At 70.0% G+C, this 26011-nt stretch carries 23 protein-coding genes; 14 read left to right on the top strand and 9 right to left on the bottom strand.

The window, feature by feature from the left end; translation table 11 throughout:
- Positions 1–133: 133 nt before the first annotated feature.
- Complete coding sequence (locus AB0H52_RS24520) at positions 134–1747, bottom strand: cyclic nucleotide-binding domain-containing thioredoxin-disulfide reductase (RefSeq protein WP_151492334.1); 1614 nt, start codon at positions 1745–1747, stop codon at positions 134–136.
- Positions 1748–1968: 221 nt separating this feature from the next.
- Here AB0H52_RS24520 and AB0H52_RS24515 point away from each other — a divergent pair, with 221 nt between their 5' ends.
- The 3 genes from AB0H52_RS24515 to AB0H52_RS24505 all read left to right on the top strand — a co-directional run bounded on the left by AB0H52_RS24515 (position 1969) and on the right by AB0H52_RS24505 (position 8957).
- On the top strand, positions 1969–3570 hold the full coding sequence (locus AB0H52_RS24515) for a Na+/H+ antiporter (RefSeq protein ID WP_151492333.1): 1602 nt from the start codon (positions 1969–1971) through the stop codon (positions 3568–3570).
- A 371-nt stretch (positions 3571–3941) separates the two neighbouring features.
- Positions 3942–6941 (top strand): glycoside hydrolase family 95 protein, encoded by a 3000-nt coding sequence (locus tag AB0H52_RS24510; RefSeq protein WP_357950216.1) that lies wholly within the window; start codon positions 3942–3944, stop codon positions 6939–6941.
- A gap of 312 nt (positions 6942–7253) precedes the next feature.
- Complete coding sequence (locus AB0H52_RS24505; protein ID WP_357950213.1) at positions 7254–8957, top strand: cellulose binding domain-containing protein; 1704 nt, start codon at positions 7254–7256, stop codon at positions 8955–8957.
- A 78-nt stretch (positions 8958–9035) separates the two neighbouring features.
- Here AB0H52_RS24505 and AB0H52_RS24500 read toward each other — a convergent pair whose 3' ends face one another.
- Positions 9036–9341, bottom strand: a complete 306-nt coding sequence (locus AB0H52_RS24500) for a transcriptional regulator (RefSeq protein WP_151492315.1) — start codon at positions 9339–9341, stop codon at positions 9036–9038.
- A gap of 283 nt (positions 9342–9624) precedes the next feature.
- Here AB0H52_RS24500 and AB0H52_RS24495 point away from each other — a divergent pair, with 283 nt between their 5' ends.
- From AB0H52_RS24495 to AB0H52_RS24485, 3 genes are all read left to right on the top strand, one after another.
- The gene (locus AB0H52_RS24495) at positions 9625–10017 is read left to right on the top strand and encodes a hypothetical protein (protein WP_151492314.1); all 393 of its coding nucleotides are present in this window, start codon (positions 9625–9627) and stop codon (positions 10015–10017) included.
- A 124-nt stretch (positions 10018–10141) separates the two neighbouring features.
- Entirely contained in the window at positions 10142–10603 is a 462-nt protein-coding gene (locus AB0H52_RS24490; protein ID WP_151492313.1) for a cupin domain-containing protein, read from the top strand.
- A 125-nt stretch (positions 10604–10728) separates the two neighbouring features.
- The gene (locus AB0H52_RS24485) at positions 10729–11622 is read left to right on the top strand and encodes an SGNH/GDSL hydrolase family protein (RefSeq protein WP_151492312.1); all 894 of its coding nucleotides are present in this window, start codon (positions 10729–10731) and stop codon (positions 11620–11622) included.
- Between the two features lie 60 nt (positions 11623–11682).
- Here AB0H52_RS24485 and AB0H52_RS24480 read toward each other — a convergent pair whose 3' ends face one another.
- Complete coding sequence (locus AB0H52_RS24480; protein ID WP_151492311.1) at positions 11683–12993, bottom strand: radical SAM protein; 1311 nt, start codon at positions 12991–12993, stop codon at positions 11683–11685.
- A gap of 60 nt (positions 12994–13053) precedes the next feature.
- Positions 13054–13458 carry a superoxide dismutase, Ni gene (gene sodN, locus AB0H52_RS24475; RefSeq protein WP_357950207.1) on the bottom strand — a complete coding sequence of 135 codons (405 nt, stop codon included), beginning with the start codon at positions 13456–13458 and terminating at the stop codon, positions 13054–13056.
- 157 nt (positions 13459–13615) lie between these two features.
- Between sodN and AB0H52_RS24470 the strand changes: the two genes are divergently transcribed.
- The 3 genes from AB0H52_RS24470 to AB0H52_RS24460 all read left to right on the top strand — a co-directional run bounded on the left by AB0H52_RS24470 (position 13616) and on the right by AB0H52_RS24460 (position 16236).
- Positions 13616–14290: a hypothetical protein gene (locus tag AB0H52_RS24470; RefSeq protein ID WP_357950205.1), complete on the top strand. Its 675-nt coding sequence runs from the start codon at positions 13616–13618 to the stop codon at positions 14288–14290.
- Positions 14291–15221: 931 nt separating this feature from the next.
- The gene (locus AB0H52_RS24465) at positions 15222–15836 is read left to right on the top strand and encodes a dihydrofolate reductase family protein (protein ID WP_151492308.1); all 615 of its coding nucleotides are present in this window, start codon (positions 15222–15224) and stop codon (positions 15834–15836) included.
- A gap of 106 nt (positions 15837–15942) precedes the next feature.
- Positions 15943–16236, top strand: a complete 294-nt coding sequence (locus AB0H52_RS24460; RefSeq protein WP_357950221.1) for a BBE domain-containing protein — start codon at positions 15943–15945, stop codon at positions 16234–16236.
- 46 nt (positions 16237–16282) lie between these two features.
- Here AB0H52_RS24460 and AB0H52_RS24455 read toward each other — a convergent pair whose 3' ends face one another.
- Positions 16283–17602 (bottom strand): PHB depolymerase family esterase, encoded by a 1320-nt coding sequence (locus AB0H52_RS24455; RefSeq protein ID WP_357950202.1) that lies wholly within the window; start codon positions 17600–17602, stop codon positions 16283–16285.
- A gap of 262 nt (positions 17603–17864) precedes the next feature.
- Between AB0H52_RS24455 and AB0H52_RS24450 the strand changes: the two genes are divergently transcribed.
- Both AB0H52_RS24450 and AB0H52_RS24445 read left to right on the top strand, forming a co-directional pair.
- The gene (locus AB0H52_RS24450; protein WP_151489730.1) at positions 17865–18851 is read left to right on the top strand and encodes a PaaX family transcriptional regulator C-terminal domain-containing protein; all 987 of its coding nucleotides are present in this window, start codon (positions 17865–17867) and stop codon (positions 18849–18851) included.
- A gap of 81 nt (positions 18852–18932) precedes the next feature.
- Complete coding sequence (locus tag AB0H52_RS24445) at positions 18933–19751, top strand: SAM-dependent methyltransferase (RefSeq protein WP_151489729.1); 819 nt, start codon at positions 18933–18935, stop codon at positions 19749–19751.
- A 27-nt stretch (positions 19752–19778) separates the two neighbouring features.
- Here AB0H52_RS24445 and AB0H52_RS24440 read toward each other — a convergent pair whose 3' ends face one another.
- The 3 genes from AB0H52_RS24440 to AB0H52_RS24430 are packed head-to-tail and all read right to left on the bottom strand — an operon-like array spanning position 19779 to position 22589.
- The gene (locus tag AB0H52_RS24440; protein WP_151489728.1) at positions 19779–20489 is read right to left on the bottom strand and encodes an NAD(P)-binding domain-containing protein; all 711 of its coding nucleotides are present in this window, start codon (positions 20487–20489) and stop codon (positions 19779–19781) included.
- 26 nt (positions 20490–20515) lie between these two features.
- Positions 20516–21547 (bottom strand): LLM class flavin-dependent oxidoreductase, encoded by a 1032-nt coding sequence (locus tag AB0H52_RS24435; RefSeq protein WP_151489727.1) that lies wholly within the window; start codon positions 21545–21547, stop codon positions 20516–20518.
- Positions 21540–22589, bottom strand: coding sequence for an LLM class flavin-dependent oxidoreductase (locus AB0H52_RS24430; RefSeq protein ID WP_151489726.1), 1050 nt, complete (start codon positions 22587–22589; stop codon positions 21540–21542). Before AB0H52_RS24430 ends, AB0H52_RS24435 begins: the two co-directional genes overlap by 8 nt.
- Positions 22590–22700: 111 nt before the next feature.
- Here AB0H52_RS24430 and AB0H52_RS24425 point away from each other — a divergent pair, with 111 nt between their 5' ends.
- Together AB0H52_RS24425 and AB0H52_RS24420 are read left to right on the top strand one after the other, a co-directional pair.
- A complete protein-coding gene (locus AB0H52_RS24425; RefSeq protein WP_151489725.1) occupies positions 22701–23192 on the top strand; it encodes a MarR family winged helix-turn-helix transcriptional regulator in 492 nt (163 codons plus the stop codon).
- 120 nt (positions 23193–23312) lie between these two features.
- Entirely contained in the window at positions 23313–23930 is a 618-nt protein-coding gene (locus AB0H52_RS24420) for a VOC family protein (protein ID WP_151489724.1), read from the top strand.
- Between the two features lie 21 nt (positions 23931–23951).
- Here AB0H52_RS24420 and AB0H52_RS24415 read toward each other — a convergent pair whose 3' ends face one another.
- Positions 23952–24278, bottom strand: coding sequence for an L-rhamnose mutarotase (locus AB0H52_RS24415; RefSeq protein ID WP_151489723.1), 327 nt, complete (start codon positions 24276–24278; stop codon positions 23952–23954).
- A 342-nt stretch (positions 24279–24620) separates the two neighbouring features.
- Between AB0H52_RS24415 and AB0H52_RS24410 the strand changes: the two genes are divergently transcribed.
- Entirely contained in the window at positions 24621–26006 is a 1386-nt protein-coding gene (locus tag AB0H52_RS24410; protein ID WP_151489722.1) for an RICIN domain-containing protein, read from the top strand.
- Positions 26007–26011: the final 5 nt, after the last annotated feature.

Raw genomic sequence — 26011 nt, 5'->3', positions numbered from 1 at the left:
CTTCCTCCCTTTTTAGTGTTCTTGCTTGTTTTGTCTCTGCGGTGCTTCTCCTCGCCTGCCCCCCCGCCCCCGGGGGGGGGGGGGGCCCCCCCCCCCCCCCCCCCGACGGGTCACCGCACCACCGGTACCGAGCTCAGCTGGCCCGGGCGGTGTGGACCGCGGAGACCGCACCCGCGCCCTCACCGACCGCGGTGGCGACGCGCTTGGTGGAGCCCGCGCGGATGTCGCCGACCGCGAAGACGCGGGGAGCGCTGGTCTGGAACGGCAGTGGCGCCTCGCGCGTACCGGGCGGCAGCCGGCTGTCGGTGAGGACGAAACCGTTCTCGTCCAGGGCGATGCCCGTCAACCAGCCGGACTCCGGGTCCGCGCCGATGAAGCAGAACAGCCCCCGGCAGTCCAGTTTCGTCGACGTGCCCTCGTCGTCGACGACGATCGCCGCGAGGGTGTCGTCCCCGTGCAGCTCACGCAATGTGCTGCGGGTGTGGACCTGGATCCGCGGGTGGGCCTGGATCCGGTCGGTCAGGTACGCCGACATCTTCGCCCCGAGGTCGCCGGAGCGCACCACCAGATGCACCGTGCAGCCGCGTGCGGCCAGGGAGAGCGCCGCCTGCCCCGCCGAGTTGGCGCCGCCCACGACCGCCACCGGCTGTGACTCGTACCCACGCAGGTCCAGTTCGGTCGCGGCGTACCGGATGCAGCCGCTCTGCTCGAACTCCGCCCAGCGCGCGATGTCGAGCCGCCGGTAACGCGCGCCGGTGGCGGCGATGACCGCGGACGCCTCGATCCGGGTGCCGTCCTCCAGCTCCACGACGGGCCGTTCGTCGTCGGACACGTCGAGGCCGACCACCGCGCAGGGCGCGTAGATCTGGACGCCGAACTTCAGCGCCTGGATCATCGCCAGCCGGGCCAGCTGCTCGCCGCTGATCCCCTGGGGGAACCCGAGGTAGTTCTCGATCCGCGCGCTCTTGGCCGCCTGGCCGCCGAGGCCGGTGCCGTCCAGCAGCACGGTGACGAGCCCCTCGGAGGCGCCGTAGACCGCCGCGGCGAGGCCGGCCGGTCCGGCGCCGACCACGACCAGGTCTGGGTTGTCGGCCGAGGCGACAAAGGTCAGGCCGAGCGCCTCCGCGACCGTTCCGGGGGTGGCACGGCGCAGCACCCGGCCGTCGGTGACCGCGACGGGCAGGTCGTCCGCGTCGACCCCGACCGCCCGCATGAGGGCCCGGCCGGACAGCGAGGCCGCGTCGAGCCAGGCGTGCGGCAGGAGCATCTGGGTCGCGTACGTTCGCAGCCTCAGCGAATCCGCGGCGTCCGGCCGGCCGACGATCTCCAGGGCGTTGCCGGCCGCCCCGCGCATGAGTTCGCGTCGGGCTCGGAACGTCTCAATCAGGACATCGGCGATGTCGACCTGCTCGGCGAGCACGCGGCGCAGCACCGGGGCGGTGATCCGGACGACCGTGCCGGCCTCGACGACGCGGGCCGTGAGGAAGACCTGCTGCCCGGTGAGGAGGCTCAGTTCGCCGAGGAACTCACCCGGTACCCGCCGGTAGATCAGGCGCTCGGGGTCGAGCGCCGTCGCCTCGCGGACGACCTCCGCGGTCGCGGTACGGAGCAGGAAGAAGTCGTAGGAGCTGTCGCCCGCCGCGTACAGGTCCTGCCCCTGATGGACGTCCTCCTCGGTGCCGTAGCCCGCGAGGCGGTCGAACTGCTCCTCGTCGAGGGCGGGGCCGTCGACGTCTCCGGTGCTCATGCGCGAACGGTAGGGCCACTCACTTGACCACCAGTGGATTCGCGTGGGCGACGTCGCGCCGGAGTGCGGGCTCACCTCGCCGAGCAGCGAGTACAGAGATCGCCATGTGGCTGTCCAGTGAGCCTCGCCATCGTTGTCGAGCCGGAGAGGCCACGCTCGGTGCGACGGGCACTGCCGTGCGGTGTAACCTTTCTGCCCGCTTCGAGGGACAGAGGAATCCGGTGTCCAGTATCGCCTTGGTTGTCGCGGTGGGTGTCGCCATCCTGGTGGGGACGGGCGCGGCCCGTCGTCTCCGGATCGCCCCACCGGTGCTGCTCCTGCTCGCCGGTGTCCTGCTCGGGTTCGCGCCCGCGCTGCGCGGGGTGCACCTGCCACCCGAGGCGGTCCTCCTGGTGTTCCTCCCGGTGTTGCTCTACTGGGAGGCGTTCACCTCGTCGTTGCGGGAGATCCGGAGAAATCTCCGGGTCATCGTGCTGCTGAGCACCTTCCTCGTGGTCGCGACCGCCGCCGGCGTGGCGGCGGCGGCGCACGCACTGGGGCTCGACTGGGGGCCGGCGTGGGTGCTGGGCGCCGCGGTGGCTCCGACCGATGCCACGGCGGTCGGGGTCCTGGGCCGGATGCTGCCCCGTCGTATCGCGACCATGTTGCGGGCGGAGAGCCTGGTCAACGACGGTACGGCGCTGGTGATCTACACGCTCGCGGTCGGGATCACGCTCGGCGAGGAACATCTGAGCGCGGGTCGGGTCGCCGGGCTGTTCGCGCTGTCGTACCTGGGCGGCGTCGCGGCCGGTCTGGCGGTCACGTTCCTCGTCCTGCAGATCCGCCGCCGGCTGACCGATCCGTTCCAGCACAACCTCCTCGCGTTGATGACGCCGCTGACCGCCTACCTGATCGCCGAGGCAGCCGAGGTGTCCGGCGTCCTCGCGGCCGTGGTCAGCGGACTCTGGGTGGGCCGGGTCTCGCCGCGCCTGTTCCCCGGCAACGCCCGCCGGTACGTCCAGACCGTGATGGGCTTCGTGACCACGCTGGCCAACACGGCGCTGTTCGTGCTGGTGGGGCTGGAAGCCCAGTCGGCCGTACGTGGGTTGGACAACACCGAGCTGGCCCACGGGATGCTGGTCGCGGTCGTGGTCTGCGCGGTCATCGTGGCGGTGCGGTTCGGCTGGCTGTTCACCAGTCCGTACCTGATCCGGGCGATCGACCGCCGCCCACAGCAGCGTGAACGACGGCTGAGCGGCCGCCCACGGGCGCTCATGTCGGCGGCCGGGTTCCGCGGTGCGGTGTCGATGGCGGCGGCGCTGGCCGTACCCCATGCTCTGCCGTCCGGGGCGGAGTTCCCGGACCGGGACCTGATCGTCTTCGTCACGGCCGTCGTGATCGCGGCGACCCTGTTGCTCCAGGCGCCGCTCATGCCTCGGGTGACGCGGTGGGCCGGGCTGGGCGCCGACGGCGAGGCGGAGCAGGAACGCCGGCGGGCCGAGATCACCTCGATGGACCACGCGCTCAAGTCCCTGCCGGAGATGGCCGCGGGCCTGGGCACGAGCGACGATGTGAAGAAGCAGTTGCGGACGGAGTACGACCGCCGCCTGCGCGTGCTGCGCGACGGCGACGCCGACTCCGGTCCCGACGAGGCCGCGGCCGACTACGAGCAGCAGTACGCCAACCTTCACCTGGCGGTCATCGACCACCGCCACGACACTGTCGTCCGGATGCGTGACCAGGGTGAGATCGACGACGAGGTGCTCCGGCGCGTCCAGGACGGCCTCGACCTCGAGCAGGTCCACATGATCCAGCGACGCGACAACGACACCCGCGCGAGCTAGGCCGTCGACCCGGGTGTGGTCACCGCAGCCCGCGGATGTGACCGGCTCACCGCGCCCTTCGGCGGCGACATCCGATGTATGCGCAGGTGGCTGCGGCTCTGATTGAGGTCCACTCTGGCGCGATCCTTGCCGAACCGCCCGGCGGGCTGCGCGCCGCGACCTGGATCTCCTGGTCAGGGCCTCCGGCGGCGGCGCAGGTCTCGGTAAATCGGCCATTGCCTATCCAGCGGCGTCGATGTAACCTTCCCGAAACACATCAGACGTCTGACTGCCTGATGGTCGCTCATGGCTACCGGGGGACGTCGTGGTTGGCAGGCCCGCACACGTGTCGCGCTTCGGGGTGGTCGGATCGGCCACCGTTTGGAGGATCGATGTCCGACCTGACCCGACGGCAGGCTCTGAAGATGGGCGCGGCCGGCGCGGGCGGCGCCCTGCTGCCGCTGCCGTGGAGCGCGGTGGCCCGAGGTGACTCGACGGCACCTCCGCAGGTGTTGGCCGCCGGCGACCTGGCGCTCTGGTACGACGAGTCGGCCGGCACCGACTGGCTCCGCGCGCTACCGATCGGCAACGGCCGGCTCGGGGCCATGGTGTTCGGCAACGTCGACACGGAGCGACTACAGCTCAATGAGGACACCGTCTGGGCCGGCGGGCCGCACGAGCCGAGCAACACCAGAGGTGCGGGCGCCCTGGCGGAAATCCGGCGGTTGGTCTTCGCGAACCAGTGGACCCAGGCTCAGGACCTCATCAACCAGACCATGCTCGGCAACCCGGTGGGGCAGCTGGCCTACCAGACCGTCGGCAACCTCCGGTTGACCTTCCCCACGTCGGGTGCCGCCTCGCAGTACAGCCGGCAGCTGGACCTGACCACCGCGACCACCTCGGTGACGTACGTGATGAATGGTGTCCGATACCAGCGCGAGGTGTTCGCGAGCGCGCCGGATCAGGTCATCGCGATGCGGCTGACCGCCGACCGGACGGGCTCGATCACGTTCACCGCCACCTTCGACAGCCCGCAGCGGACATCGGTCGCGAGTCCGGACGGGAGCACGATCTCGCTGGACGGTGTCTCCGGCAACCAGGAGGGTGTCAACGGTTCGGTCCGCTTCCTCGCGTTGGCCAACGCCACCATCAGCGGCGGCACCGTGTCCAGCTCCGGCGGCACCCTGCGGGTCACCAACGCCACCAGCGTGACCCTGCTGATCTCCATCGGCTCCAGCTACGTCAACTACCGCACCGTCGGCGGCGACTACCAGGGCATCGCGCGACAGCGCCTCACGGCCGCCCGGGCCAGCAGCTACGACCAGCTGCGCAGCCGACACGTGACCGACTACCAGGCGCTGTTCGGTCGGGTCAGCCTCGATCTGGGTCGCACCTCCGCCGCCGACCAGCCGACCGACGTCCGGATCGCCCAGCACAACAGCGTCAACGACCCACAGTTCTCGGCGCTGCTGTTCCAGTTCGGCCGGTACCTGCTGATCTCGTCGTCACGGCCCGGCACCCAGCCGGCCAACCTCCAGGGCATCTGGAACGACTCGTTGACCCCGTCGTGGGACTCGAAGTACACGATCAACGCCAACCTGCCGATGAACTACTGGCTGGCCAACACGACGAACCTGTCGGAGTGTCACGCCCCGGTCTTCGACATGGTCAGGGACCTAGCGGTCAGCGGCGTCCGCACCGCCCAGGTGCAGTACGGCGCGGCGGGTGGCTGGGTCACCCACCACAACACCGACGCGTGGCGGGCCACCTCCGTGGTGGACGGCGCGTTCTGGGGCATGTGGCAGACCGGCGGCGCCTGGCTGAGCACCCTGATCTGGGACCACTACCTGTTCACCGGCGACATCGAGTTCCTGCGGGCCAACTACCCGGCGATGAAGGGTGCGGCGCAGTTCTTCCTCAACACGCTGGTGACCGAGCCGACCCTCGGCTACCTGGTGACCAACCCGTCGAACTCGCCGGAGCTCGGTCACCACGCGAACGCCAGCGTGTGCGCCGGCCCCACCATGGACAACCAGATCCTGCGGGACCTGTTCGACGGGTGTGCGCGGGCGAGTGAGATCCTCGACGTGGACGCCACCTTCCGTGCTCAGGTGCGGGCCACCCGGGACCGGCTCCCGCCGATGAAGATCGGCTCGCGCGGCAACATCCAGGAGTGGCTCTACGACTGGGTGGAGACCGAGCAGTACCACCGGCACATCTCGCATTTGTACGGGCTCGCCCCCAGCAACCAGATCACCAAGCGCGGCACCCCGCAGCTGTTCGAGGCCGCGCGCCGGACGCTGCAGCTGCGGGGTGACGACGGTACGGGCTGGTCGCTGGCCTGGAAAATCAACTTCTGGGCGCGGATGGAGGAGGGCAACCGGGCCCACGACCTGATTCGCTACCTCGCCACACCCGCGCGGCTCGCGCCCAACATGTTCGACCTGCACCCGCCGTTCCAGATCGACGGCAACTTCGGCGCCACCGCCGGCGTCGCGGAGATGCTGCTGCAGAGCCACGCCGGTGAACTGCACATCCTGCCCGCACTGCCGACGGCCTGGCCGAGTGGGCGGGTGACCGGACTGCGCGGCCGGGGTGGGCACACGGTCAGCGTCACCTGGAGCAGTGGGCAGGCCACCGAGGTGCTCCTCCGCCCGGACCGCGCCGGCACCGTCCGCCTGCGGGGTCGGCTCTTCACCGGCGCCTACACCGTCGTCGACACCGCGGACGGCACGTCGGCCCGGACCACCCGCATCGAGAGCGACCTCGTCGAGGTGACCGTGCTGGCCGGGCGTACCTATCGGGCCACCAGTTCGGGCACCACCACACCGACGCTGGAGCAGAGCTTCACCAACGCGGGCATCTCCAACGACACCAACACCGGCGTCGGGAACTTCGACGGCAACGGGGCCAGTCTCTCCGTGCAGGCCCTGGCGCAGGCCGGGGTCACCCCGGGCAGCACGGTGAGCCGCAACGGGGTCACCTTCCGCTGGCCCAACGTCAGCCCCGGCGTCGCCGACAACGCCATCGCCTCGGGGCAGTCCATCGGCGTGACCGGGACGGGACGGACGCTCGGCATCCTCGCGACCGGCACCTACGGCGCCGTGTCGGGAACCGCGACGGTGGTGTACGCCGACGGCACCCGCCAGACCTTCACGCTGAGCACGCCCGACTGGTACGGGGGACCACACGCCGGCGGCACCGCGGCCATCGTGACCGCCTACCAGAACCGGCCGGGCAACCAGCGTCAGGCCACCGCCGCCTGCATCTACTACGTCGGGGTGACGTTGCAGAACAAGGCGGTGGTCCGGGTCGAGCTGCCGAACATCAGCGCACGGCCGGCGTCCGGCGTGCCGACCATGCACATCTTCGCGATCGCGATCGGCGCCTGACAGCGGTGATCGCGATCGCCGCCCGCAGGCTCTCGGCGTGAACGCCGAGAGCCTGCGGCGACGCTCTCGAAACAGCGACGCCACGTCTTGACGAGCGGCGTACCCATCCACAAGAGTCTATGATGCAGAGGTTGGCGCACCGTGGGAGCCCGGTGTGCCGCTCGGGCAACTCGGAATACCGCTACAGGTGTGCCAGGGCCATGCCTGTTAGCGCTAACAGCGGCGTCGCTCGGCAGCGGGTCGGTCACGTCCTCCCGCGCGGTTTCGGGCGTACGCCGGTTCGCGTCACCCCGAACCCAGGAGAGTGCTCCCATGAAGAAACCCAGAGTGGCCAAGGCCGCGATGGTGTCGGCCGGCGCCGTCCTGCTGGCCTCCACCGCGGTCGCGGCTGCGGTGCCGGCAGGTGCCGCGGCCGCCGGCTGTTCGGTGGACTACGGCGTGTCGTCGCAGTGGCAGGGTGGCTTCGGCGCCAACGTCACCGTCACCAATCTCGGCGAGCCGGTCAGCAGTTGGGCGCTGACCTGGTCCTATGACGCCGGACAGGCCGTCACGCAGGCGTGGAACGCGACGGTGACCCAGAGCGGTGCCGCGGTCACGGCCAGGAACGTCGGTTACAACGGGGCCATCACGACCAACGGCACGGCCTCGTTCGGCTTCAACGGCTCGTGGACCGGCAGCAACCCCGCGCCGACCAGCTTCGCGCTCAACGGCGTGACCTGCACCGGCGGCACGGCACCCACCACGCCGCCCCCGACCACCCCACCGCCGACCACCCCGCCCCCGAACGGGCCGGCGGACATCACGGTGAACAGCGCGACCAGGTACCAGACGGTCGATGGGTTCGGAGCCGCGCAGTCGATCTGGGGTTCGGCGTGGTCGACGTCGGACACGCAGACACTGGTCGGTATGGGTGCCAACCAGTTGGGGCTGTCGATCGTGCGGACCGGTCTGTCGCCGGTGTCCAGCGAGTGGGCGACGCATGTGAACTCGTTGCAGACGGCGAAGTCGTACGGGTCGAATGTGAAGATCCTCGCCTCGCCGTGGACCGCGCCGGCGGCGTGGAAGACGAACAACAGCCGGGTCAACGGCGGGAAGCTGAAGACCGACTACTACGACGACTATGCGAACCATCTGAACAGCTACGTGCAGTTCATGCGCGGTCAGGGTGTGACCATCGACGTCACCTCCGTGCAGAACGAGCCGGACTGGCACCCGGACTACGACTCGATGGACTGGAGCGGCACCGAGCTGCGCACCTTCGTCCGCGACCAGGGCGCGAGGGTGCAGAACACCAAGCTGATGGTCGCCGAGGCGGTGAACCTGAACTACACCTTCACCGACCCGACCCTGAACGACGCGACCGCCCGCAACAACATCGGCTACATCGGTGGGCACCTGTACGGCACGGAGGCGGCGGGCCGGCTGAAGTCGTACCCCCTGGCCGATCAGTACAACAAGCCGGTGTGGATGACCGAGTGGAACCTGCACGCCGCCGACGGTGGAGGCTCGAACATATGGGGCAACCCCGCCAACGCGGCGGTCTGGAACGAGACGCTCGACGACATCATGCGTACGGTGCACAGGTCGATGGAGTCGAACTGGACCGCCTACATCTGGTGGTACGGCAAGCGCTACTACTCCTTCATCGGTGACGGTGAGGCGGCGTACGGCACCACCGCGGGCGCTCCACTCAAGCGCGGGTACGCCTTCTCGCAGTACGCCAAGTACGTCCGCCCCGGCTACCAGCGGATCGCCCTGACGAAGAGTTCCAAGGCGTCGCCGCTGGCGGTGACCGCCTACCAGGGCGACGGGAAGATCACCCTGGTGATCCTCAACCGGTCGACCAGCGCGGTCAACAACGCCGTGATCCAGGCACCGCAGAACGTCAGCCGGGCGGAGTACTACCTCACCTCGCAGAACGCCAACGCGGCCAGCCAGCCGACCAGCGTGAACGGGGGGCAGGCCACCATCAACGTCGGCGCACGCAGCATCTCCACGCTCGTGTTCACTCTCTGAGGAGTCTCGCTGGGCTCGTGTCATCCCGGTCGGGCGTGTGGGTGTGATCGATCGTCGACACCCGCCCGCCCGCCCGGCTCAGTCGGGCGGGGCCGCCGCGCGGTTGGCGATGTCCTGCAGGGCCGCGATGTGGGCGCTCAGAGCGGCCCGCCCGGCGGCGGAGAGGTTGATCCAGGTCCGTGGGCGCTTGCCCACGTAGCCCTTGCGGACCTCCACGTAGCCGCCGTCGCCCAGCGCCGAGATCCGCTTGGACAGGGCCGAGTCGCTGAGTTCCACGGCATCACGGACGAAGGCGAACTCGGCCCATTCCGTTCCCGCCAGCAACGCCACGATGGCCAGGCGGGTGGGATCGAGCAGGGCCGGATCAAGCTTCGGGTCGATCACCGTGGGGCCTCGCCGGTGAGCATCCGGCACCGGTCGACGGCCTGCCGGTCCGGTCGTACCCCTTCGGGTGTGGGCGTGGTGGTCATCGCACACCTCCGTGGGGTGGGGAAGCGCTCGCTGGTACGAGAAGCTAGCATGCTGCTTTCCGTGGGAGCAAGTACTTCCAGGTGCGTCAAACGCGCCTCCTGGTCAACTGGTAATCCACTGGCGGTCACGTCGGGGAGATCAGACTGCGTGGTACGTGGAGGGGGCGCTTCCCCGACGGTGAGCAGAGAGGTCGTGGATGCGGTCAACCCAGAGGCTGCCCGCCTTCGCCGCGGCGCTGGTGGCGCTCAACCTCCTCGTGGGCATGCTGGCCATGATCCCGCTGGTGCTGCTCGTGTCCCTGCTCGCCTACGCGGCCAGCGGGCCGTACGGGCCGACCACCAACCACACGTACGCGACGGTCTTCGGTCGCCCCGCGCCGCTGCAGCTCGATACCGACGAGGCCGGCCTCGTGGCGATCTTCCTGATGTTCGTCGCCCTCCTGCTCGGCGGCGCGTTCCTGGGCGGTAATCACGCGCTCGGTCGGCTCAGGCCCGGCGGGGTTCCCGCGGTCGCCGGGTGGGTGGCGGCGCTGGCCGTCACGCTTCTGCCCTGGGCGCTCGGTATGTCGTGGTGGTGGTCCAGCCGGTAAGGCGCCAGCAACTTCACGGTCATTGGAAATCGTGTGGCGCGGCGTTGGATTGCCCCGTTCGTCAACCAATCGAGCGGGGGCAGATCATGCAGGCCATGCGGACTGGGGTCGGGACGGGTGGGCCGTGCAGCCCGGTGCGGGCGAGCTGATCGAGCTCGGCGGCCCGCATCGGCCGGAGATTCTCGTCCACGGTGGCGAGGTGGGCGGCGCGCTCGGCGCCTTCGTGTTCCATCACGACGTCATCGTCGAGAACCCTCCGCACGCGCACCACGACTTCATGAAGATCGCCTATGTCCTGGAGGGGCGGTACGACTTCCGCGTGGGCGACGCCGAGTTCTCCGGCGGCCCGGGGACCATCGTCGTCGTACCCCGTGGTTCGTACCACACGTTCGTCACCCCGACCGGTGGCCGGCTGCTGTTCGTCAGCGCGCCGGCCGGCAACGAGCAGCTCTTCGAGGAGTTGGGCAGCCTCGGCCCGAACCCCACGCAGGAAGCGCTCGCCGAGGTCGACAAGCGCTTCGGTACGACGAGGCTCCCGGGTGACGAGGGTGGCCCCTGGCGTCAGCTGCGCGACGGTGGGCAGTAGCGGCGGCATCTCCGCATCCCACACTCCGGATCAGCATTTAGTGAGGCTCATCGATATTGACGTCCGCCCTCGGCGGCGACAGGATCTCGGCACCACCACCACCGTGATCCCGTCTGGGAGGCGTCATGACCCGTCCCCGCCTGCCGCTCCTGCGGGCAGCAACCCGATTGGCCGCACTCGCCATGGCCACCGTCGGCGTGCTGCTCACCGTCGCCACACCCGCCAGCGCCGCGGTGCCCACCGGCCGCTACGTCGCCCTGGGTGACTCGTACACCGCAGGTCCGCTGATTCCCACGCAGGTCGACCTGAACTGCCTACGGTCCAACCGCAACTACCCGTCCGTGGTGGCCGCGTCCGCCGGCTCGTCGTCGTTCGCCGACGTCAGCTGCTCCGGGGCCACCACGGACGACATTCTCTACGGCGGCAGCGGCCAGTTGGGCATCACGGTGCCGCCGCAGCTCAACGCGGTCACGTCGACCACCGCGCTGGTGACGGTGCAGATCGGTGGCAACGACATCGGCTTCTCCAGCATCATCAGCGACTGCGCCCAGGCCAGCCTCAGCAGCCCGCTCGGGTCGCCGTGCAAGGACCGGTACACCGCCGGAGGTGTCGACCAGTTGCAGGCCCGGATCGCCGCCACCGTGCCGAAGGTGACCACCGTGCTGCAGTCGGTCCGCCAAGCCGCGCCGGGCGCGCGGGTCGTGGTGCTCGGGTACCCGGCGATCGTGCCGGACACCGGCTACGGCTGCTGGCCCGTCGTCCCGATCGCCTACCAGGACGTGCCGTACCTGCGGGGTGTCGCGAAGTCGCTCAACGCGATGCTGGCCAGCACCGCGGTAGCGAACGGCGCCACCTACGCCGACGTCTACACCCCGTCGATCGGCCGCGACGCGTGCAAGAGCAGCGGCACCCGGTGGGTCGAGGGACTGGTGCCGCAGAACTCGGCCGCCCCGTTCCACCCCAACGCCCGCGGTGAGCAGGGCATGGCCACCGCCCTGCTCGCCCGGCTCAACAGCTGACCGGACCGCAGTGGCGGCACCGGCCCGCATCCGCAGGGGTGCGGGCCGGTTCGGCCTCGCTCAGGACGGCGTGGACGGCAGCGTGTCCATGAAGGAGCTGACCGAGAAGACGGCACGACCCGGCCCGGCCGGGCCGTATCCGGGCGGGCTGGACAGCCCGTGGGCGTCCATGGTCGCCCGGTAGACCTCCAGCAGTCGGACGTGGTACTCGAGCGGCGCGCCCTCGGGGTTGGCCCGGCCGAGCGGCGTGGTGGGCTCCGGGCACCACGTGGTGAACCGCGGGGTGATGCCGCGTGACATGAAGTAGTCGAGCCCTTCGGCGGTGGAGTCGATCGCCTCGTCCACGCTCGTGAAGCCGTGCGGGGCGGCCATCTCGACGCCGGCCACGAAGTTCGGGATCACGTTGCGTGGGCCGAACACCTCGGCGGAGTCGAGGATGCGGCGGTGCCACTCCTCCCGGCCGACGTAGCGCTCCTTGCCCGGGCAGTACACCTCGAACAGCCGCTTGTCCCACACCTCGTAGTTGGGGTGATAGATCCGGATCCCGTAGTCGTGGAACCGTTGGACGTCGGCTCGGGGGAGTGCCTGGGCGACGACCTTGCCGATCCACCGCCCCGGGAACCGCTCCTCGATCGCCTGAGCGTACTGGCCGTAGAAGTCCGCCTCGGCCAGCCCGCCGACGTGCGAGGTGATGCTGCCACCGGTGAGGGTGTACGCCTGCGAGGCCCGGTCGGTGTCGTACCGGTCGATGATCTCCAGAGCTTCCAGCACCTCGTCGACCGGCTTGACCCCGGTGTAGGGGCGCCCGGCCTGCTTGTGCTGCCGCCAGTTGTGGTTGATGTCGCAGTACTGGCACTCCTCCTTCGCGCCGAAGTACTGGCAGACCCGGAACGCGGTCAGGTAGATGAGGTAGCCCCACTGGATGGTCGGCGCGACCTCCATCACCGACTTCCCGTTGGCCAGCGTGTGCCGGTAGTACGCCGGCATCGGGGGTAGCCCGACATCGGCGATCGGCCGTTCGTCCAGGAACAGGCGCAGCCGCCCGTCGCTGTCGGACCGCACACGGTACGGCGAGCCGGGGTTGGTGCGGACGGAGACGACGGTTCGGCGCAGCTCGTACGGGCCTCCGGTGAGCACGATCTCCTCCGGCGGCCGGCGCAGCGCGGCCGTCCCCAGCTCCGGGAGCGTCCGGTGATCGAAGGAGAAGATGAAGTAGGACTTCGGCTTGACGTCGCCGTGCTCGTTGTCGGTCAACGCCGTGTCGTCGAAGGCGAGCCCGCCGCGCAGCAGGTCCTCCTTGATGACCGCCTCGCGCGGCACCTGCGGGAATCGACTCAGCAGGTCTTCGACCAGCTCGGTGCGCGACGTCATGCGGTCCTCCCGTACGGATGGGCTGAACCGGGTGGCGGTCCGCCACCCGGTGTCGACAGCTCAGCTCTGCTTGGTTTCCCAGAAGATCTTCGAGATCTCCTCGATCTTCGCGAGCAGCTGCTCCGCGACGGCCGGGTCGGCGGCCCCCTTCGCGCCCCCGGCGCCGGCCAGCTTGGTGGCCTCGTTGAAGAGGCCGTGCAGCTGCGGATACCTCTCGAAGTGCGGCGCCTTGAAGTAGTCGGTCCACAGGACCCAGAGGTGGTGCTTGACCAGCTCGGCGCGCTGCTCCTTGATGATCAGCGCGCGGCTCCGGAACTCCGGGTCGTCATTGGCCTGGTACTTCTCGGAGATCGCTTTGATCGACTCGGCCTCGATCCGGGCCTGCGCCGGGTCGTAGACGCCGCAGGGGAGGTCGCAGTGGGCGCTCACGACGGTGCGGGGGCGGAAAAGGCGTGGCAGGTGCATCAGATTCCTTCCGACGGCAGACAACCTCTTGGACCTCTCGAGCACGGTGATCCGCAGTGGAGGTTAAAACCTCAATCACACTTCATGTCAACCCCCGGCGGTCGCACGGCTCGTGGTCCGGCCTGGGCTGTCGGAGGTACGTGTGAGGATCGTCGCCGTGAGTGGATGGATCTACAACGATCGCCCGGAGGGCGTCCGGTTCCTCACCGACCGCATCGCGGAGCCGGGGCGCACGCAGATCGAGGGCGAGGTCTGGGACTGGGTCGTGCGCGGCGAGGCCGACGCCGACGAGTTCGTCGACGTCTTCGACGTTGACGAGGAGCGTCACGGCGCCACCGACGAGGAGCTCGGTTCGGCGTACGAACGGGCCTTGGCCGCCCGGCGGGAGCAGCAGCGGGAGTGGGGAGCGGTGCGGAGCAACCTCACCCGCGCCTTCGCCGAGCTGACTGAGGTCGGCGTGTTGGCCAGGGAGAACTTCAGCTGTTGCGGCACCTGCGCGGCGGCCGAGATCCACGACGAGCGCGACGACTCCCGACACTGGCTCGGCTATGTGTGGTATCACCAGCAGGACACCGAGTCGCTGCTCGCGAGCGAGGACGGCGAGGTCCACCTCGGCTACGGCGTCTACCCGCCGGCGGACTTCGACGAGTCCGCCTACAACGCTCTGTCCGAGGCCGAACAGCAGGCCCGTTACCAGGCCGACCTGGAACAGGTGTTGGATGAGATCGCCTTTCCGGTGCTTCGTCGGCACGGCATGCGGGTCGAGTGGAATCGCAAGCAGTCCCGGCGCATCCGGGTCACCGGCGCTCAGTGGTACGCGCCGTTGGTCTGACAACCCCGCCGTGTGCCGCTACCGGATGAGCCGACCGTCCGGGTGCCGTGCCGTGAGCCTTGACCCACGTTTCATCTCATGCGCGCACTGATCGTGGCGGCGGCCGCTGTCGTGGCCGTGTCGCTGGTCGTGGCGTAAGGAGGCCAAGTGGCGCACGCCAGAACGAACGGGCCGGCAGCGGAGGCGCTGGCGCAGATGAGCATCGTCAACGCCGACGACGTCCGGGGAAACCTGACGCTGCCGACGTCGGTGCCACTGGCGCCGGGAGCCGTGGCCGGGCGTACGGATGGCAGGGCTGGGACTGGGCCCAGAGCGGCGCGAGCCGCTACATCGAGGTCTGGGAGTCCACCGACCTGCGCACCTGGTCGGAGCAGCGACACATCCTCGTGGCTCCGCCAGAGGCGGGTATGACCTTCGCGCCGGAGGCCATCTGGGATCCCGCGATCGGGGCGTACGTCGTCTACTGGACGTCGTCGATGTATCCGACCGGTAGCTACTACACGCCCGACCGCACCGACCCGAACGGCCGCTACCGCGCACCAGGAACCAGACCCTCTACGCCACCACCCGCGACTTCGTCACGTTCACGCCACCGCAGGTGATGAGCAACCGGCCCGGTCACGGGACGCTCGACGCCGTCACGCCGAGGCGCCGATGGTGGTGAAGGCCAACCCCGGTTGACGTACGCGGCGAGGCCTACTACCACGGCGGGTACTCGCTGGCCGGGTACGACCCGGGCAGGCCGGGGCGGCAGACCGTCGCGGTCTCCTACACGGTGGCCGGCGTGACGCGGAGCGCCACGTTCCCGGTAGACGTCGTGGAGGTGTCGGCGATGCAGGGTCACGCGGCGAGGCGTCGGTAACTGTCCGACGGTTTTGCGATGCTGTGGCGGTTCACGTGACGACATCACCTGCTTCGAAGGGGCACCACGATGGCAAAGGTCATCTCCACGCTGTTCATCTCGGCCGACGGCGTGGCCGAGATCGATCCCGGATGGCACTTCCCGTACTTCGACGACAACATGGGACGGGCCGTCGGTGAGGACTACGACACCGCCGACGTCCTGCTCATCGGTCGCGAGACCTACGACAGCTTCGCCGGAGCCTGGCCCGAGCGAGAGGCCGCCGGCGGGGACGACGCGTCGTTCGCCAAGCAACTCGGGGACGTACGCAAGATCGTCGTCTCGCGCCAGCCGCTGACGTTCTCCTGGCGCAACTCGGAACTGCTCTCCGGTGATCTCCTCGATGCCGTCGCCGAACTCAGGGCCGACGCCGGCAGCAAGGGCGTCCTGATCCCCGGGTCGATCTCGGTGGTGCAGCAGCTCCTCGCCGCGGGGCTGGTCGACGAGCTGCGCCTGCTGGTGCACCCGGTGGCGGCGCGCAAGGGCCGCCGGCTGTTCGACGAGGGCGAGACGCCGTACCACCTGAAGGTGACGGCGACGGAGGTGTTCCCGACGGGCGTGCTCCGCGTGATCTACGCGCCGACCGAGGCGCCCGGCGCGGTCGGGTACGACGAGGTCAAGGACCAGGTACCGGCAGGTAGCTAGCGGTTCGGGGCGACCGACGCCTCGTACCGCGGGGTGTTGGTCGACCGACCGCCCTACCCAAGCTGCCCGACCGACGGGTGGGACCCCTACAACGCCGGGTTCCTCGATACCTGGCACGCAGGCACGGCCTGACCATCGACCACATCGTCGCCTGACGAGTTTCTCTCCCTCTTTCCCGCACGCCGCGGCAATCCGCCGACGGCCCAGGTCACCCTCGTCTACGCTGTACGCGCACCTCGACGGCCGGTACCTCAGCTTCGAGTCCGACACGGACCCGGATCGGCTGCTGGATGCCTGGCCCGAGCCCACGCTCAGCCGGCTGCGCGCCGTGAAGGCCACGTACGACCCGGACAACGTCTTCAACCGCAACTTCCCCATCCCGCCGGCTGGTCGGGACTGACGACCCGGTCCGGCCCCGCCGCACGGCGGGCCCGGACCGGTCGTTGTCAGGCGATCGTGCAGGCCGCGCCGTTGAGGGTGAACGAAGCCGGTCGCGCGGTGTTGCCGGTGTGCGTGGCCTGGAAGCCGACGCTCACCGACCCGTTCGGCGCGATGGCGGCGTTGTAGCCGACGTTCCTGGCCGTCACCTGCCCGGAGGTGGGGGAGTAGGTGGCGCTCCAGCCCGAGGTGATGGTCTGCCCGGCCGGCAGGGTGAAGACCAGGGACCAGCCGTTGACGGCACCGGTGCCGCTGTTCGTGACGGTGATGTTCTCGGTCAGCCCGGTGTTCCAGGCGTTGAGGTCGACGGTCACCCGGCAGGCCCCGGGAGCCGGCGGTGGGGTGGTCGGCGGCGGCGTGGTGGGCGGCGGTGTGGTGGGCGGCGGTGTGGTGGGGTTGGTCAGTCCGAAGAACTGGATGGCGGACGCGGCCATGCCGCCGGACGGCAGGCTGTGCCCGGCACCCTGGATGCTGTACGCCTCAACCTGGACGGTGCCGCTCGTGTCGGCGTACCTGCGCCGGTTCCAGTTGGCCTGCGGCGTGTCGGTGGAGGTGGGTGTCTGGCTGAGCCCGAACACGTTGGTCCACTGCTCGATCGCCTCCTGCAACAGCGAGTACGGCACGAGCGTGTCGTTGGTGCCGTGCCACAACTGCACCCGTGGGCGGGGGCCGGAGTAGCCGGGGTACGCCTGGCGGACCGCGTCGCCCCACTGCTGGGGGGTGCGGTTCATGGCGCCGCCGGTGCACTGGCTGTTCGTGGGTGGGTAGTCGGCCGCGTTGGCGAAGCAGTTGTAGGGGACCCCCATGAACGCGGCGCCGGCCTTGAACACGTCGGGATACAGGGCCAGCATGTGGTTGGTCATCATGCCGCCGGACGAGCTGCCGGTGGCGTAGACCCGGTCGGGGTCGGCGCCGTACTGCTGCTGCGCGTACCGGATCATCGACATGATCGAGACCGGGTCGCTGCCACCGCCGCGGCGCTTGGCGGCGTCCGACCAGACGTCGAAGCAGTTGCCGAACCCGGCCTGCTGGGTCGCGGTCGGGTAGATCACGATGAATCCGTACCGGTCGGCCTGGGCGGCGAACTCGCTGCCGGAGTAGAAGCCGGGGCCTGACCCGCCGCAGCCGTGCATGGCCACCACGACCGCGGGCCTGGTCGGGCGGACGTCCGGCACGTAGACGTGCATGCGCATCCGGCCCGGGTTGTCGCCGAAGCTGGTGACCTCGGCCAGCGACGCGGCGTACGCGGGCCGGAAGGTGGGAACCACCAGGCCGGCCGCCACCAGCGCCACGGCGGCGCCGAGCAACAGTTTCCTTCTGATCTTCACGGGGACGACTCCTTCGATCACCTGTGCAGGCTGTGGCTGGCTGCGCGCGTTCCGTTCGCGGGCGCTCCCGGCTGCCCGCGGTGATCGCGCATCGCCCATGACGTGTGCATGCCCTGCCCGGCTCCGTGTGGGTCGCGTGGCAGTTAGTGTTCTCCTCGGACCGATAAGTGTCAATCGACGTAGCTCGATCGATAGGGTCGGGTGTCCCACGGCGATCCGTCTACAGTCGGGGCAACGTCCCCGAGCCGAGCCCGGAGGGCCTGTGGCGAGCCCGTTCGACATCGAGGAGATCTATCCGGACGACGGGGAGCACTCGCTTCGGCTGCCCCGGCGACAGGCCGGCACCTCACCGCAGGGCGTCGCGGTGACCCTGCTGGCGGATTACACCGTGCGGACCCGTGCCGCGCTCCCGTCCGCCGCCATCGTCGCGTTGCTCGCCGAGTCGGGGGTGACCACGGCCGGCGCCCGGGCCGCGATCAGCCGGCTGGCCCGTCGAGGTGTGCTGGAGGGCAGCCGGCAGGGACGGCGCAGCTCCTACCGGCTCAGTCGGGCCGCCGCCGCCGATCTCTCCGCCGGCGCACAGTGGATCCTGACCTCCACCGCCGCGACGACGCCGTGGGACGGACACTGGACGACCATCGCCTTCTCGCTGCCGCAGGACCGCGGCTCACAGCGGCGCGCCCTTCGCGGCCAGCTCCGCTGGCTCGGATACGCGCCGCTGTACGACGGACTGTGGATCTCGCCGTACGAGCTGACCCCGCCCGCCCGGGCACTGCTCGCCCAGCTGTCGGCCGGCCGCGCCACGGTGTTCCGTGGGCGCCACGTCGCACTCGACGCGACCAGCCGACGTGCTCCCATCGAAGCCTGGGACGTCGACGCGATAGAGCGGCACTACGAGGCGTTTCTGCGGCGGTGGACGCCCCTGCTGCCCCGGGTGCGAGCGGGGCAGGTCGACGGCGCGGAGGCGGTGCGGGCACGTACCGAGGTCATGGACACCTTCCGGCGCTTTCCCACCCTCGATCCGCAACTGCCCCTGGAGCTCCTTCCGGCGGGATGGCTCCGGCAGCCGGCCCGGCAGCTGTTCACGGCCGTCTACGACGACCTCGCCGACCCCGCCGAGCAGCATGTCCGCGCGGTCGTCGCGCGACACACCGACAGCGGTGAGCCCGGCATCCAGGCCCACACCACCGCCGACCTCGTCGCCGGGGTACGCGGTGACGAGCCCTGCCGAGGCGGACCCGTCCGCTGACGACCACCGGCCCGCCAGGGGGCATCACCGCGGCGCGGACATGTGTACCTTGTGGAGAGAACGCGGCGATGGGAGGCCCGGGTGACGGTGCGCAGCGGGGAGCCTTCGGCGGCCGACCGGATCGACACCACCGTCGCGCATCCCGCCCGCAGGTACAACTACCTGCTGGGCGGCAAGGACAACTTCGCCGCAGACCGGCAGTCCGGCGACGCGCTCGCGGCCGCGATGCCCACCATCCGGCTCGCCGCCGTCGAAAACCGGATGTTCCTGCAGCGAGCGGTGCGTTTCCTGGCGCAGCAGGGTGTCCGCCAGTTCCTCGACATCGGTACGGGCATCCCGACCGCCGACAACACCCACGAGGTCGCCCAGGCGATCGACCCGTCGGCGCGGGTCGTGTACGTCGACAACGACCCGATCGTCCTCGCCCACGCGCGTGCACTGCTGAACAGCACGCCCGAGGGCCGCACCGCCTACCTCGACGCCGACCTGCGGGACCCGGAGCGGATCCTCGCCCATCCGGACCTGCGCACGACGATCGACCTCGACGAGCCGGTCGCGTTGATGCTGGTGGCCATCCTGCACTTCATCCGCGACGACGAGGCCCCGAAGACCATCCTCGACCGCCTCGTCGCCGCGCTCCCGTCCGGCAGCTACGTCGTCGCCTCGCACGTGACCTGGGAGTACCTGCCGCCCGAGGTGACCGCGAAGCTGGAGGCGAACAACCGCGACGGCCGGTTCCAGGCCCGCAGCACCGACCAGTTCGCCGACCTGCTCGAAGGGTTGGACCTCGTCGAACCCGGCATCGTGTCGGTGGCGCGGTGGCGGGCCGACGACGCGCCGCAGCCGCGGCCGTCCGTGCAGGACGTGTCGTTCAACGGTGCCGTCGCCCGGGTGGTCTGACGGAGGCGGGCCTCGCCCCTCGGGGCGTCATGCGAGCGGTCCGGAGCCTCGCGCGGCGGCAATGATCCGCCCACGCTCCGATTCGGGAAACCGGTCGAGCATGCCACGCACCTCGGCGGCACTCACGTTGGAGCCGAACAGCTCGCTGCCCGGCTCGAGTCGTACACCCTCGGCGAGCGCCCCGGCGACGACCGGGTCGAAGCCGAGCGCGTCGACGAGGGCGGCCACCGCGGCGAGATCGGCGGCGTCGTCGCCGGCGATCGCGATGGCCTTGCGACCGGCGGCGCCCGCCGGTCGCGCCTCGTCCTCCAGATCGTGGTACCCCATGTGGTTGAACGCCTTGACGACCCGTGCGCCGGACAGGAACGCCTGGACGATCTCGCTCGACGAGGTACGCGGGTCGGTCAGGTCGTCGCGGATGCCGTCGACCTCCCACCAGTAGTTCATCGCGTCGACGACGAGCTTGCCGCGCAGGGCCTCGGCGGGGACCGCACGGTACTTGCCCAGCGGCAGGGCGAGGATGACGATGTCGGCGCCGGCCACGGCGTCGGCCGCGGTGGTCGCGCTCGCCCCCGGCGTGAGCACCTCGATGGTGAGCGCGATCTTCGCCGGGTCGCCGGAGCCGGCGACGAGCACCCGGTAGCCGGCGGCGAGTGCGAGCCGGGCGAGGACGGTGCCCACCTTGCCGGCCCCGAGGACGGCGAGGGTCTGTGCTCTGTCGCGGCCGTTGTCGTTCATGTCCCTGCTCCCGTCCCTCGGATGGATCAGCTGGCGAGGATGTCGCGGACCATCGGGATCACCCTGGATCCGTAGAGCTCGACGGCGCGCATCCGGGCGCTCACCGGCTGGGCTCCCGCCGTGTAGATGAGGTCGAACCGGCCGACGCCGACGCTGCGGATGGCACGGGCCATCCGGCGTGCCACCGTCTCCGGGGAGCCGATGTAGAGCGAGCCGTGTTCCACCTCGGAGTCGAACTCCTCACGACGGATCGGTGGCCAGCCGCGCAGCGCGCCGATCCGGTTCCGCATGACCCGGTAGTGCGGCCAGAACACCTCCTTCGCCTCCTCGTCGGTGTCGGCGATGAAGCCGGGCGAGTGCATCCCGACCGGGTGCGCGGTGGTGCCGAGCTGGTCGGCCGCCCGGCGATAGAGGTCGATGTAGGGTGCGAAACGCTCCGGAGCGCCGCCGATGATGGCGAGCATGAGCGGAAGGCCGTACCGGGCGGTGCGGACGACCGACTGCGGCGAGCCGCCGACGCCCACCCAGGTGGTGAGGTGTCCCGATTCCGTCTTCGGGAAGACGTCGGCGTCCGTGAGTGGGGCACGTGTGGTGCCGCTCCAGGTGACCGGCTTCTCGTCGAGCAGCTTCGCGAACAGCTCGATCCGCTCCTCGAACAGCACGTCGTAGTCCGCCAGGTCGTAGCCGAACAGGGGGAACGACTCGGTGAACGAGCCGCGACCGAGGATTACCTCGGCCCGGCCCTGCGACAGCGCGTCGACGGTGGCGAAGCGTTGGAACACCCGGACCGGGTCGTCGGAGCTCAGCACCGTCACGCCGGAGGAGAGGCGGATCCGGGAGGTGCGGGTGGCGATCCCCGCCAGCACGGTCTCCGGCGTCGACACCGAGTACTCCGGCCGGTGGTGCTCACCGAGTGCGATGACGTCGACGCCGAGTTCGTCGGCCAGTACCGCCTCGTCGACGACCTGACGGATCGCCGCGGCGTGGGAGACGGGCTTACCGGAATCGTCCTCCGGCACGTCGCCGAAGGTGTCGAGGCCGAACACGAGGTCAGACATTGGTGGGCTTATTCGCCAACAGCTCCCGGACCCGCGGCGCGACCTCGCTGCCCAGCAGCTCGATGGTTCGCGCGCGTGCCTCGCGAGGCAGGTGCATGATGTCGTACTTGAGATCGAATCGACTCAGCCGCAGATCGCGGGCCACGGCGGCGATCTTGCGGGCGACCGTTTCCGGTGACCCGACGAACAGCGCTCCGTGGTCGATCTCGGCCTCGTAGCGTGCACGGTCGGGCTTGTAGAAGCCGCGCTCCTCGGCGAGCCGCGCCACGGTCGGCTGCCAGTACCGCCACCATGTTTCCACCGCCTCCTCGTCGCTGTCCGCGACAAGGCCGAGCGAGTGCTGCGCGATCGGCTGCACGGGCTTCCCGAACTGCTCGAGCGCCTGGTGGTAGAGGTCGACGTGGCCGGCGAACCGCTGCGGACGCCCGCCGATGATCGCGAGCATGAGCGGAAGCCCGTAGCGGGCGGCGCGGACCACCGAGTTCGGGCTCCCGCCGACGCCGATCCAGGTCGGGATGCCGCCCGGTCGCATTCGCGGGTGCAGTCGCTGCTCGACCAGGGGGCTCCGTACGGTGCCGGACCAGGTGACCGTTTCGTCCCGTTGGAGGCGGACGAAGAGGTCGAGCTTCTCCTCGAACAACCGCTCGTAGTCCGCCAGGTCGTACCCGAACAGCGGGAACGACTCGGTCGCCGACGCCCGCCCGAGAACCAGTTGAGCCCGGCCGTTGGACACCGCGTCGAGGGTGGCGAACTCGTGGTAGAGCCGCACCGGATCGTTGGTGCTGAGCACGGTGACCGAGGTGCCGAGGCGGATCCGCTCGGTTGCCGTCGCCATCGCCGCGAGCAGCACCGGGGTGGCCGAGTCGTTGTGGCCCTCCCGGTAGTGCTCGCCCAGGCTGAACACGTCGAGGCCGACCGACTCCGCGAGCCGGGCCTCCTCGACGAGCAGTCGTACCGTCTCGGCGTCACTCAGGATCCGGTCGCCGTCGCTGGCGACCTCGCCGAACGAGTTGAGCCCCAGTTCAAAGCCTTCAGCCGTCATCGTCCCCTCCTCAGCGGTTGCCGATCGTGACGCGTGGGAAGTGATCTTCCTTGTTGACGTGTCAATGATGCTAACCTGCCGATTGACGCGTCAATTCCCCAGGAGGCTGAGATGACCAGCGCCACACCCGAGCGGCGGAGGGGGCGTCAGCTGCCGACCGCGGACGAGCTGCGGATCTGGCGCTCCTTCGTCGAGACGGTGGAAGCCCTCAACTCCCAGGTGGCGTCCCGCCTACAGGCCGACTCGTCGCTCTCGCCGGGGGACTACGCCGTCCTGCTCGCCCTCAGCGAGGCGCAGGAGCAGCGGATGCGCTCCTCCGCGCTCGCCGCGCACATCGGGTGGGAGCGCAGCCGGCTCTCCCACCACCTCGGGCGGATGGAACGGCGTGGGCTCATCCGTCGCCAGGAGTGCGCGACCGTTCCCCGCGGAGCGGAGGTGCTGCTCACCCCGACCGGAGTCGAGGCGTTCCGGCAGTCCACCTTCCCGCACCTGCGCGCCATCCGGGAGCTGTTCGTCGACGCTCTCACACCGGAGCAGCTCGGCGCGGCCGGCGAGATCGCGGCGGCGCTGCGTGAGCATCTCGGGACGCCGCGCGAGGAGTGAGCAGCCCGGGCCCGCATGGGACGAGCCACACCGGGTACGCCGCTGCGGCCCTACCGCCGACGCTCGAGCGCAGCCGGTGATCGCCGACGACGGCGCCCGCACCCAGTTCAGGAGGCCGCGATGAGTCCGAAGGCCACACGGGGCGACGCGAGTGTGCGGAGCCTCGACGGAAAGGTCGAGGTTGTCGTCATCCCGGTGGCGGACGTCGACCGGGCGAAGGGGTTCTACGAGAGCATCGGGTGGCGACTCGACCAGACTCCGCCCGGCATCGTCCAGTTCACCCCGCACGGCTCCGCCTGCTCGGTGCAGTTCGGCGCCCAGCTCACGTCGGCGACACCCGGCTCGGCCACGACGTACCTGGTGGTGTCCGACATCGAGGCGGCGCGCGACGCCCTGGTCTCCGCCGGCGTCGAGGTGAGCGGCGTCTTCCACGTCAGCCCGGACGGGCCGGTCGACGGGCCGGATCCCGAGCGCCGCAGCTACTTCTCGCGCGCCACGTTCCACGACCCGGACGGCAACACCTGGCTCGTGCAGGAGATCACGAGCAGGCTCCCCGGCCGCGTCGAGGGAGGCCGGACGTCGTACACCTCCGACAGCGACCTGGCGAGCGCGCTGCGACGCGCGGCCGAGGCCCACGGCGAGCACGAGAAGCGCACCGGTACGAGGGACGACAACTGGCCCGACTGGTACGCGACGTACATGGTGAGCGAGCAGTCGGGGGCGAAGCTGCCCGAGTGACCCGTGCCGACGCGGCGGCGGTCAGGCGTCCTTGTCGGCGAGGTGCCAGATCTCCGGCACCGGAGTCCACCCGCCGTCCGGGCTCAGCGACTCCTGGCACGGCTCGGTCAACGTCCACCATTCCTGCGTCTGCGGGTCGGCGGCGATGCGTGCCTGGTCGGCCTCGTGGTCGTCGCCCACGTACTCGTAGTAGCCGAACAGCAGGTCGTCGTGGAGAAAGATCGTGAAGTTGCGCATGTTCGCCTGCCGCAGTGTCTCCTCGACGGCGGGCCAGACCGCGGCGTGCAGCCGTAGGTAGGTTTCCCGGTGCTCCGGTCGGAGCCGGATGACCATTCCGTGTCGCCGCATCTCACGCCTCCGCGATAGTCGCACCGGTGTCGCGTGGAGCCGCGACCACGCTCGTCCCGTCCGGCCGCCGCGACCATACCCACCCGCCCCTGGGACCGCTGAATCGGGTGAAGTATATCGATGCGAATCGTTTGACGTATGACGTTGTGAACGCTAACTTCTGACTCGCGGGTCGCGCGGGCCGCCGGGAGCCCGGATGCGCCGCCGCGCTCCGAACGGGCCCGGCCGCATCCCGCCCGCACCACACCCCCATGTGCTGACGCCACCACCGGACGCCGGCACACACACCAGGGCACGCGCGAGCGTTGCGCCCGTGGGTGACCCCGATCGAAGGAGTGGACCATGAAGTCCATCGCTGAGGCTCGTCCCGCCTCCGCACCGAGACACCGCTGGCGGTCGGCACTGGCCGCGGCGGCGGCCGCGGTCATGACCGCCGGCATGCTCGTCGCGGTCGACACGGCGCCCGCGGCGGCGGCCACCGTGGACACCAACGCCTGGTACGTGCTGGTGAACCGCAACAGTGGCAAGGTGCTGGACCTGTACGGATCGGCCACCAACGACGGTGCGCGGATCAGCCAGTGGACGCGCAACAACGGCGCGAACCAGCAGTGGCAGTTCGTGGACTCGGGCGGCGGCTACTACCGGTTGAAGTCCCGGCATTCGGGCAAGGTCCTCGACGTCAGCAACTTCTCGACCGCCGACGGCGGGGCGATCGTGCAGTGGGCCGACCTCAACGGCACGAACCAGCAGTTCCGGCTGGCCGACTCGGACGGCGGGTACGTCCGGCTCATCAGCCGGCACAGCGGCAAGGCCGTGGAGGTGCAGGGCGCCTCCACCGCCGACGGCGGAAACATCGTGCAGTACTCCGACTGGAACGGGACGAACCAGCAGTGGCAGCTCGTCCCCACCGACGGCGGGAACCCGCCACCGTCGGGCGGTAGTGGGTGCGGCAAGGCGCCGACGCTGTCCAGCGGCACGCACACGATCCAGAGCAACGGCAAGAGCCGGACCTTCATCCTGCGGGTGCCCACCAACTACAACAACAGCAACCCCTACCGGCTGATCTTCGCGTTCCACTGGCGGGGCGGCACCATGCAGGAGATCTCCTCCGGCGGCACCAGCGGAACCGCGTGGTCCTACTACGGGCAGCAGGAGCAGTCGAACAACAGCGCGATCCTGGTCGCCCCCCAAGGATTCGGCAACGGCTGGGGCAACTCCGGCGGCGAGGACATCACCTTCGTCGACGACATGATCAGCCGAATCGAGAGCACCCTCTGCGTCAACCCCAGGCAGCGCTTCGCCCTCGGGTTCAGTTGGGGTGGCGGCATGAGCTACGCGGTCGCCTGCGCGCGGCCCACCGTCTTCCGGGCCGTCGCGGTCATCTCCGGCGCGCAGATCAGCGGGTGCAGCGGCGGCACGCAGCCCATCGCGTACTTCGGGCTGCACGGCATCTCGGACAACGTCCTGAACATCTCCCAGGGGAGGGCGTTGCGCGACACGTTCGTCCGGAACAACGGTTGCACCACCCAGAACCCGCCCGAGCCGGCGGCGGGCAGCCGGGCGCACATCACGACCACCTACTCCGGCTGCCGGGCCGGGTACCCGGTGCAGTGGGCCGCGTTCGACAACGGCCACATGCCGGGGCCGGTGGACGGAACCTACGCCGAGAGCGGCATCACGACCTGGACCAAGGGTGAGATCTGGAGGTTCTTCTCGCAGTTCTCGTGACGGCG

The organism is Micromonospora sp. NPDC050695, from assembly GCF_040654415.1.
Taxonomy (GTDB): domain Bacteria; phylum Actinomycetota; class Actinomycetes; order Mycobacteriales; family Micromonosporaceae; genus Micromonospora.
Note: the sequence above shows the minus strand (reverse complement) of the source record. Positions and strands in the feature narration are given on the sequence as shown.

What these genes read in the sequence shown, in the direction of transcription:
- AB0H52_RS24520 (WP_151492334.1), bottom strand. Translation starts at nt 1,747, where the DNA reads ATGAGCACCGGAGACGTCGACGGCCCCGCCCTCGACGAGGAGCAGTTC.
- AB0H52_RS24510 (WP_357950216.1), top strand. Translation starts at nt 3,942, where the DNA reads ATGTCCGACCTGACCCGACGGCAGGCTCTGAAGATGGGCGCGGCCGGC.
- AB0H52_RS24505 (WP_357950213.1), top strand. Translation starts at nt 7,254, where the DNA reads ATGAAGAAACCCAGAGTGGCCAAGGCCGCGATGGTGTCGGCCGGCGCC.
- AB0H52_RS24495 (WP_151492314.1), top strand. Translation starts at nt 9,625, where the DNA reads ATGCGGTCAACCCAGAGGCTGCCCGCCTTCGCCGCGGCGCTGGTGGCG.
- AB0H52_RS24485 (WP_151492312.1), top strand. Translation starts at nt 10,729, where the DNA reads ATGACCCGTCCCCGCCTGCCGCTCCTGCGGGCAGCAACCCGATTGGCC.
- AB0H52_RS24480 (WP_151492311.1), bottom strand. Translation starts at nt 12,993, where the DNA reads ATGACGTCGCGCACCGAGCTGGTCGAAGACCTGCTGAGTCGATTCCCG.
- sodN (WP_357950207.1), bottom strand. Translation starts at nt 13,458, where the DNA reads ATGCACCTGCCACGCCTTTTCCGCCCCCGCACCGTCGTGAGCGCCCAC.
- AB0H52_RS24465 (WP_151492308.1), top strand. Translation starts at nt 15,222, where the DNA reads ATGGCAAAGGTCATCTCCACGCTGTTCATCTCGGCCGACGGCGTGGCC.
- AB0H52_RS24440 (WP_151489728.1), bottom strand. Translation starts at nt 20,489, where the DNA reads ATGAACGACAACGGCCGCGACAGAGCACAGACCCTCGCCGTCCTCGGG.
- AB0H52_RS24435 (WP_151489727.1), bottom strand. Translation starts at nt 21,547, where the DNA reads ATGTCTGACCTCGTGTTCGGCCTCGACACCTTCGGCGACGTGCCGGAG.
- AB0H52_RS24430 (WP_151489726.1), bottom strand. Translation starts at nt 22,589, where the DNA reads ATGACGGCTGAAGGCTTTGAACTGGGGCTCAACTCGTTCGGCGAGGTC.
- AB0H52_RS24425 (WP_151489725.1), top strand. Translation starts at nt 22,701, where the DNA reads ATGACCAGCGCCACACCCGAGCGGCGGAGGGGGCGTCAGCTGCCGACC.
- AB0H52_RS24420 (WP_151489724.1), top strand. Translation starts at nt 23,313, where the DNA reads ATGAGTCCGAAGGCCACACGGGGCGACGCGAGTGTGCGGAGCCTCGAC.
- AB0H52_RS24415 (WP_151489723.1), bottom strand. Translation starts at nt 24,278, where the DNA reads ATGCGGCGACACGGAATGGTCATCCGGCTCCGACCGGAGCACCGGGAA.
- AB0H52_RS24410 (WP_151489722.1), top strand. Translation starts at nt 24,621, where the DNA reads ATGAAGTCCATCGCTGAGGCTCGTCCCGCCTCCGCACCGAGACACCGC.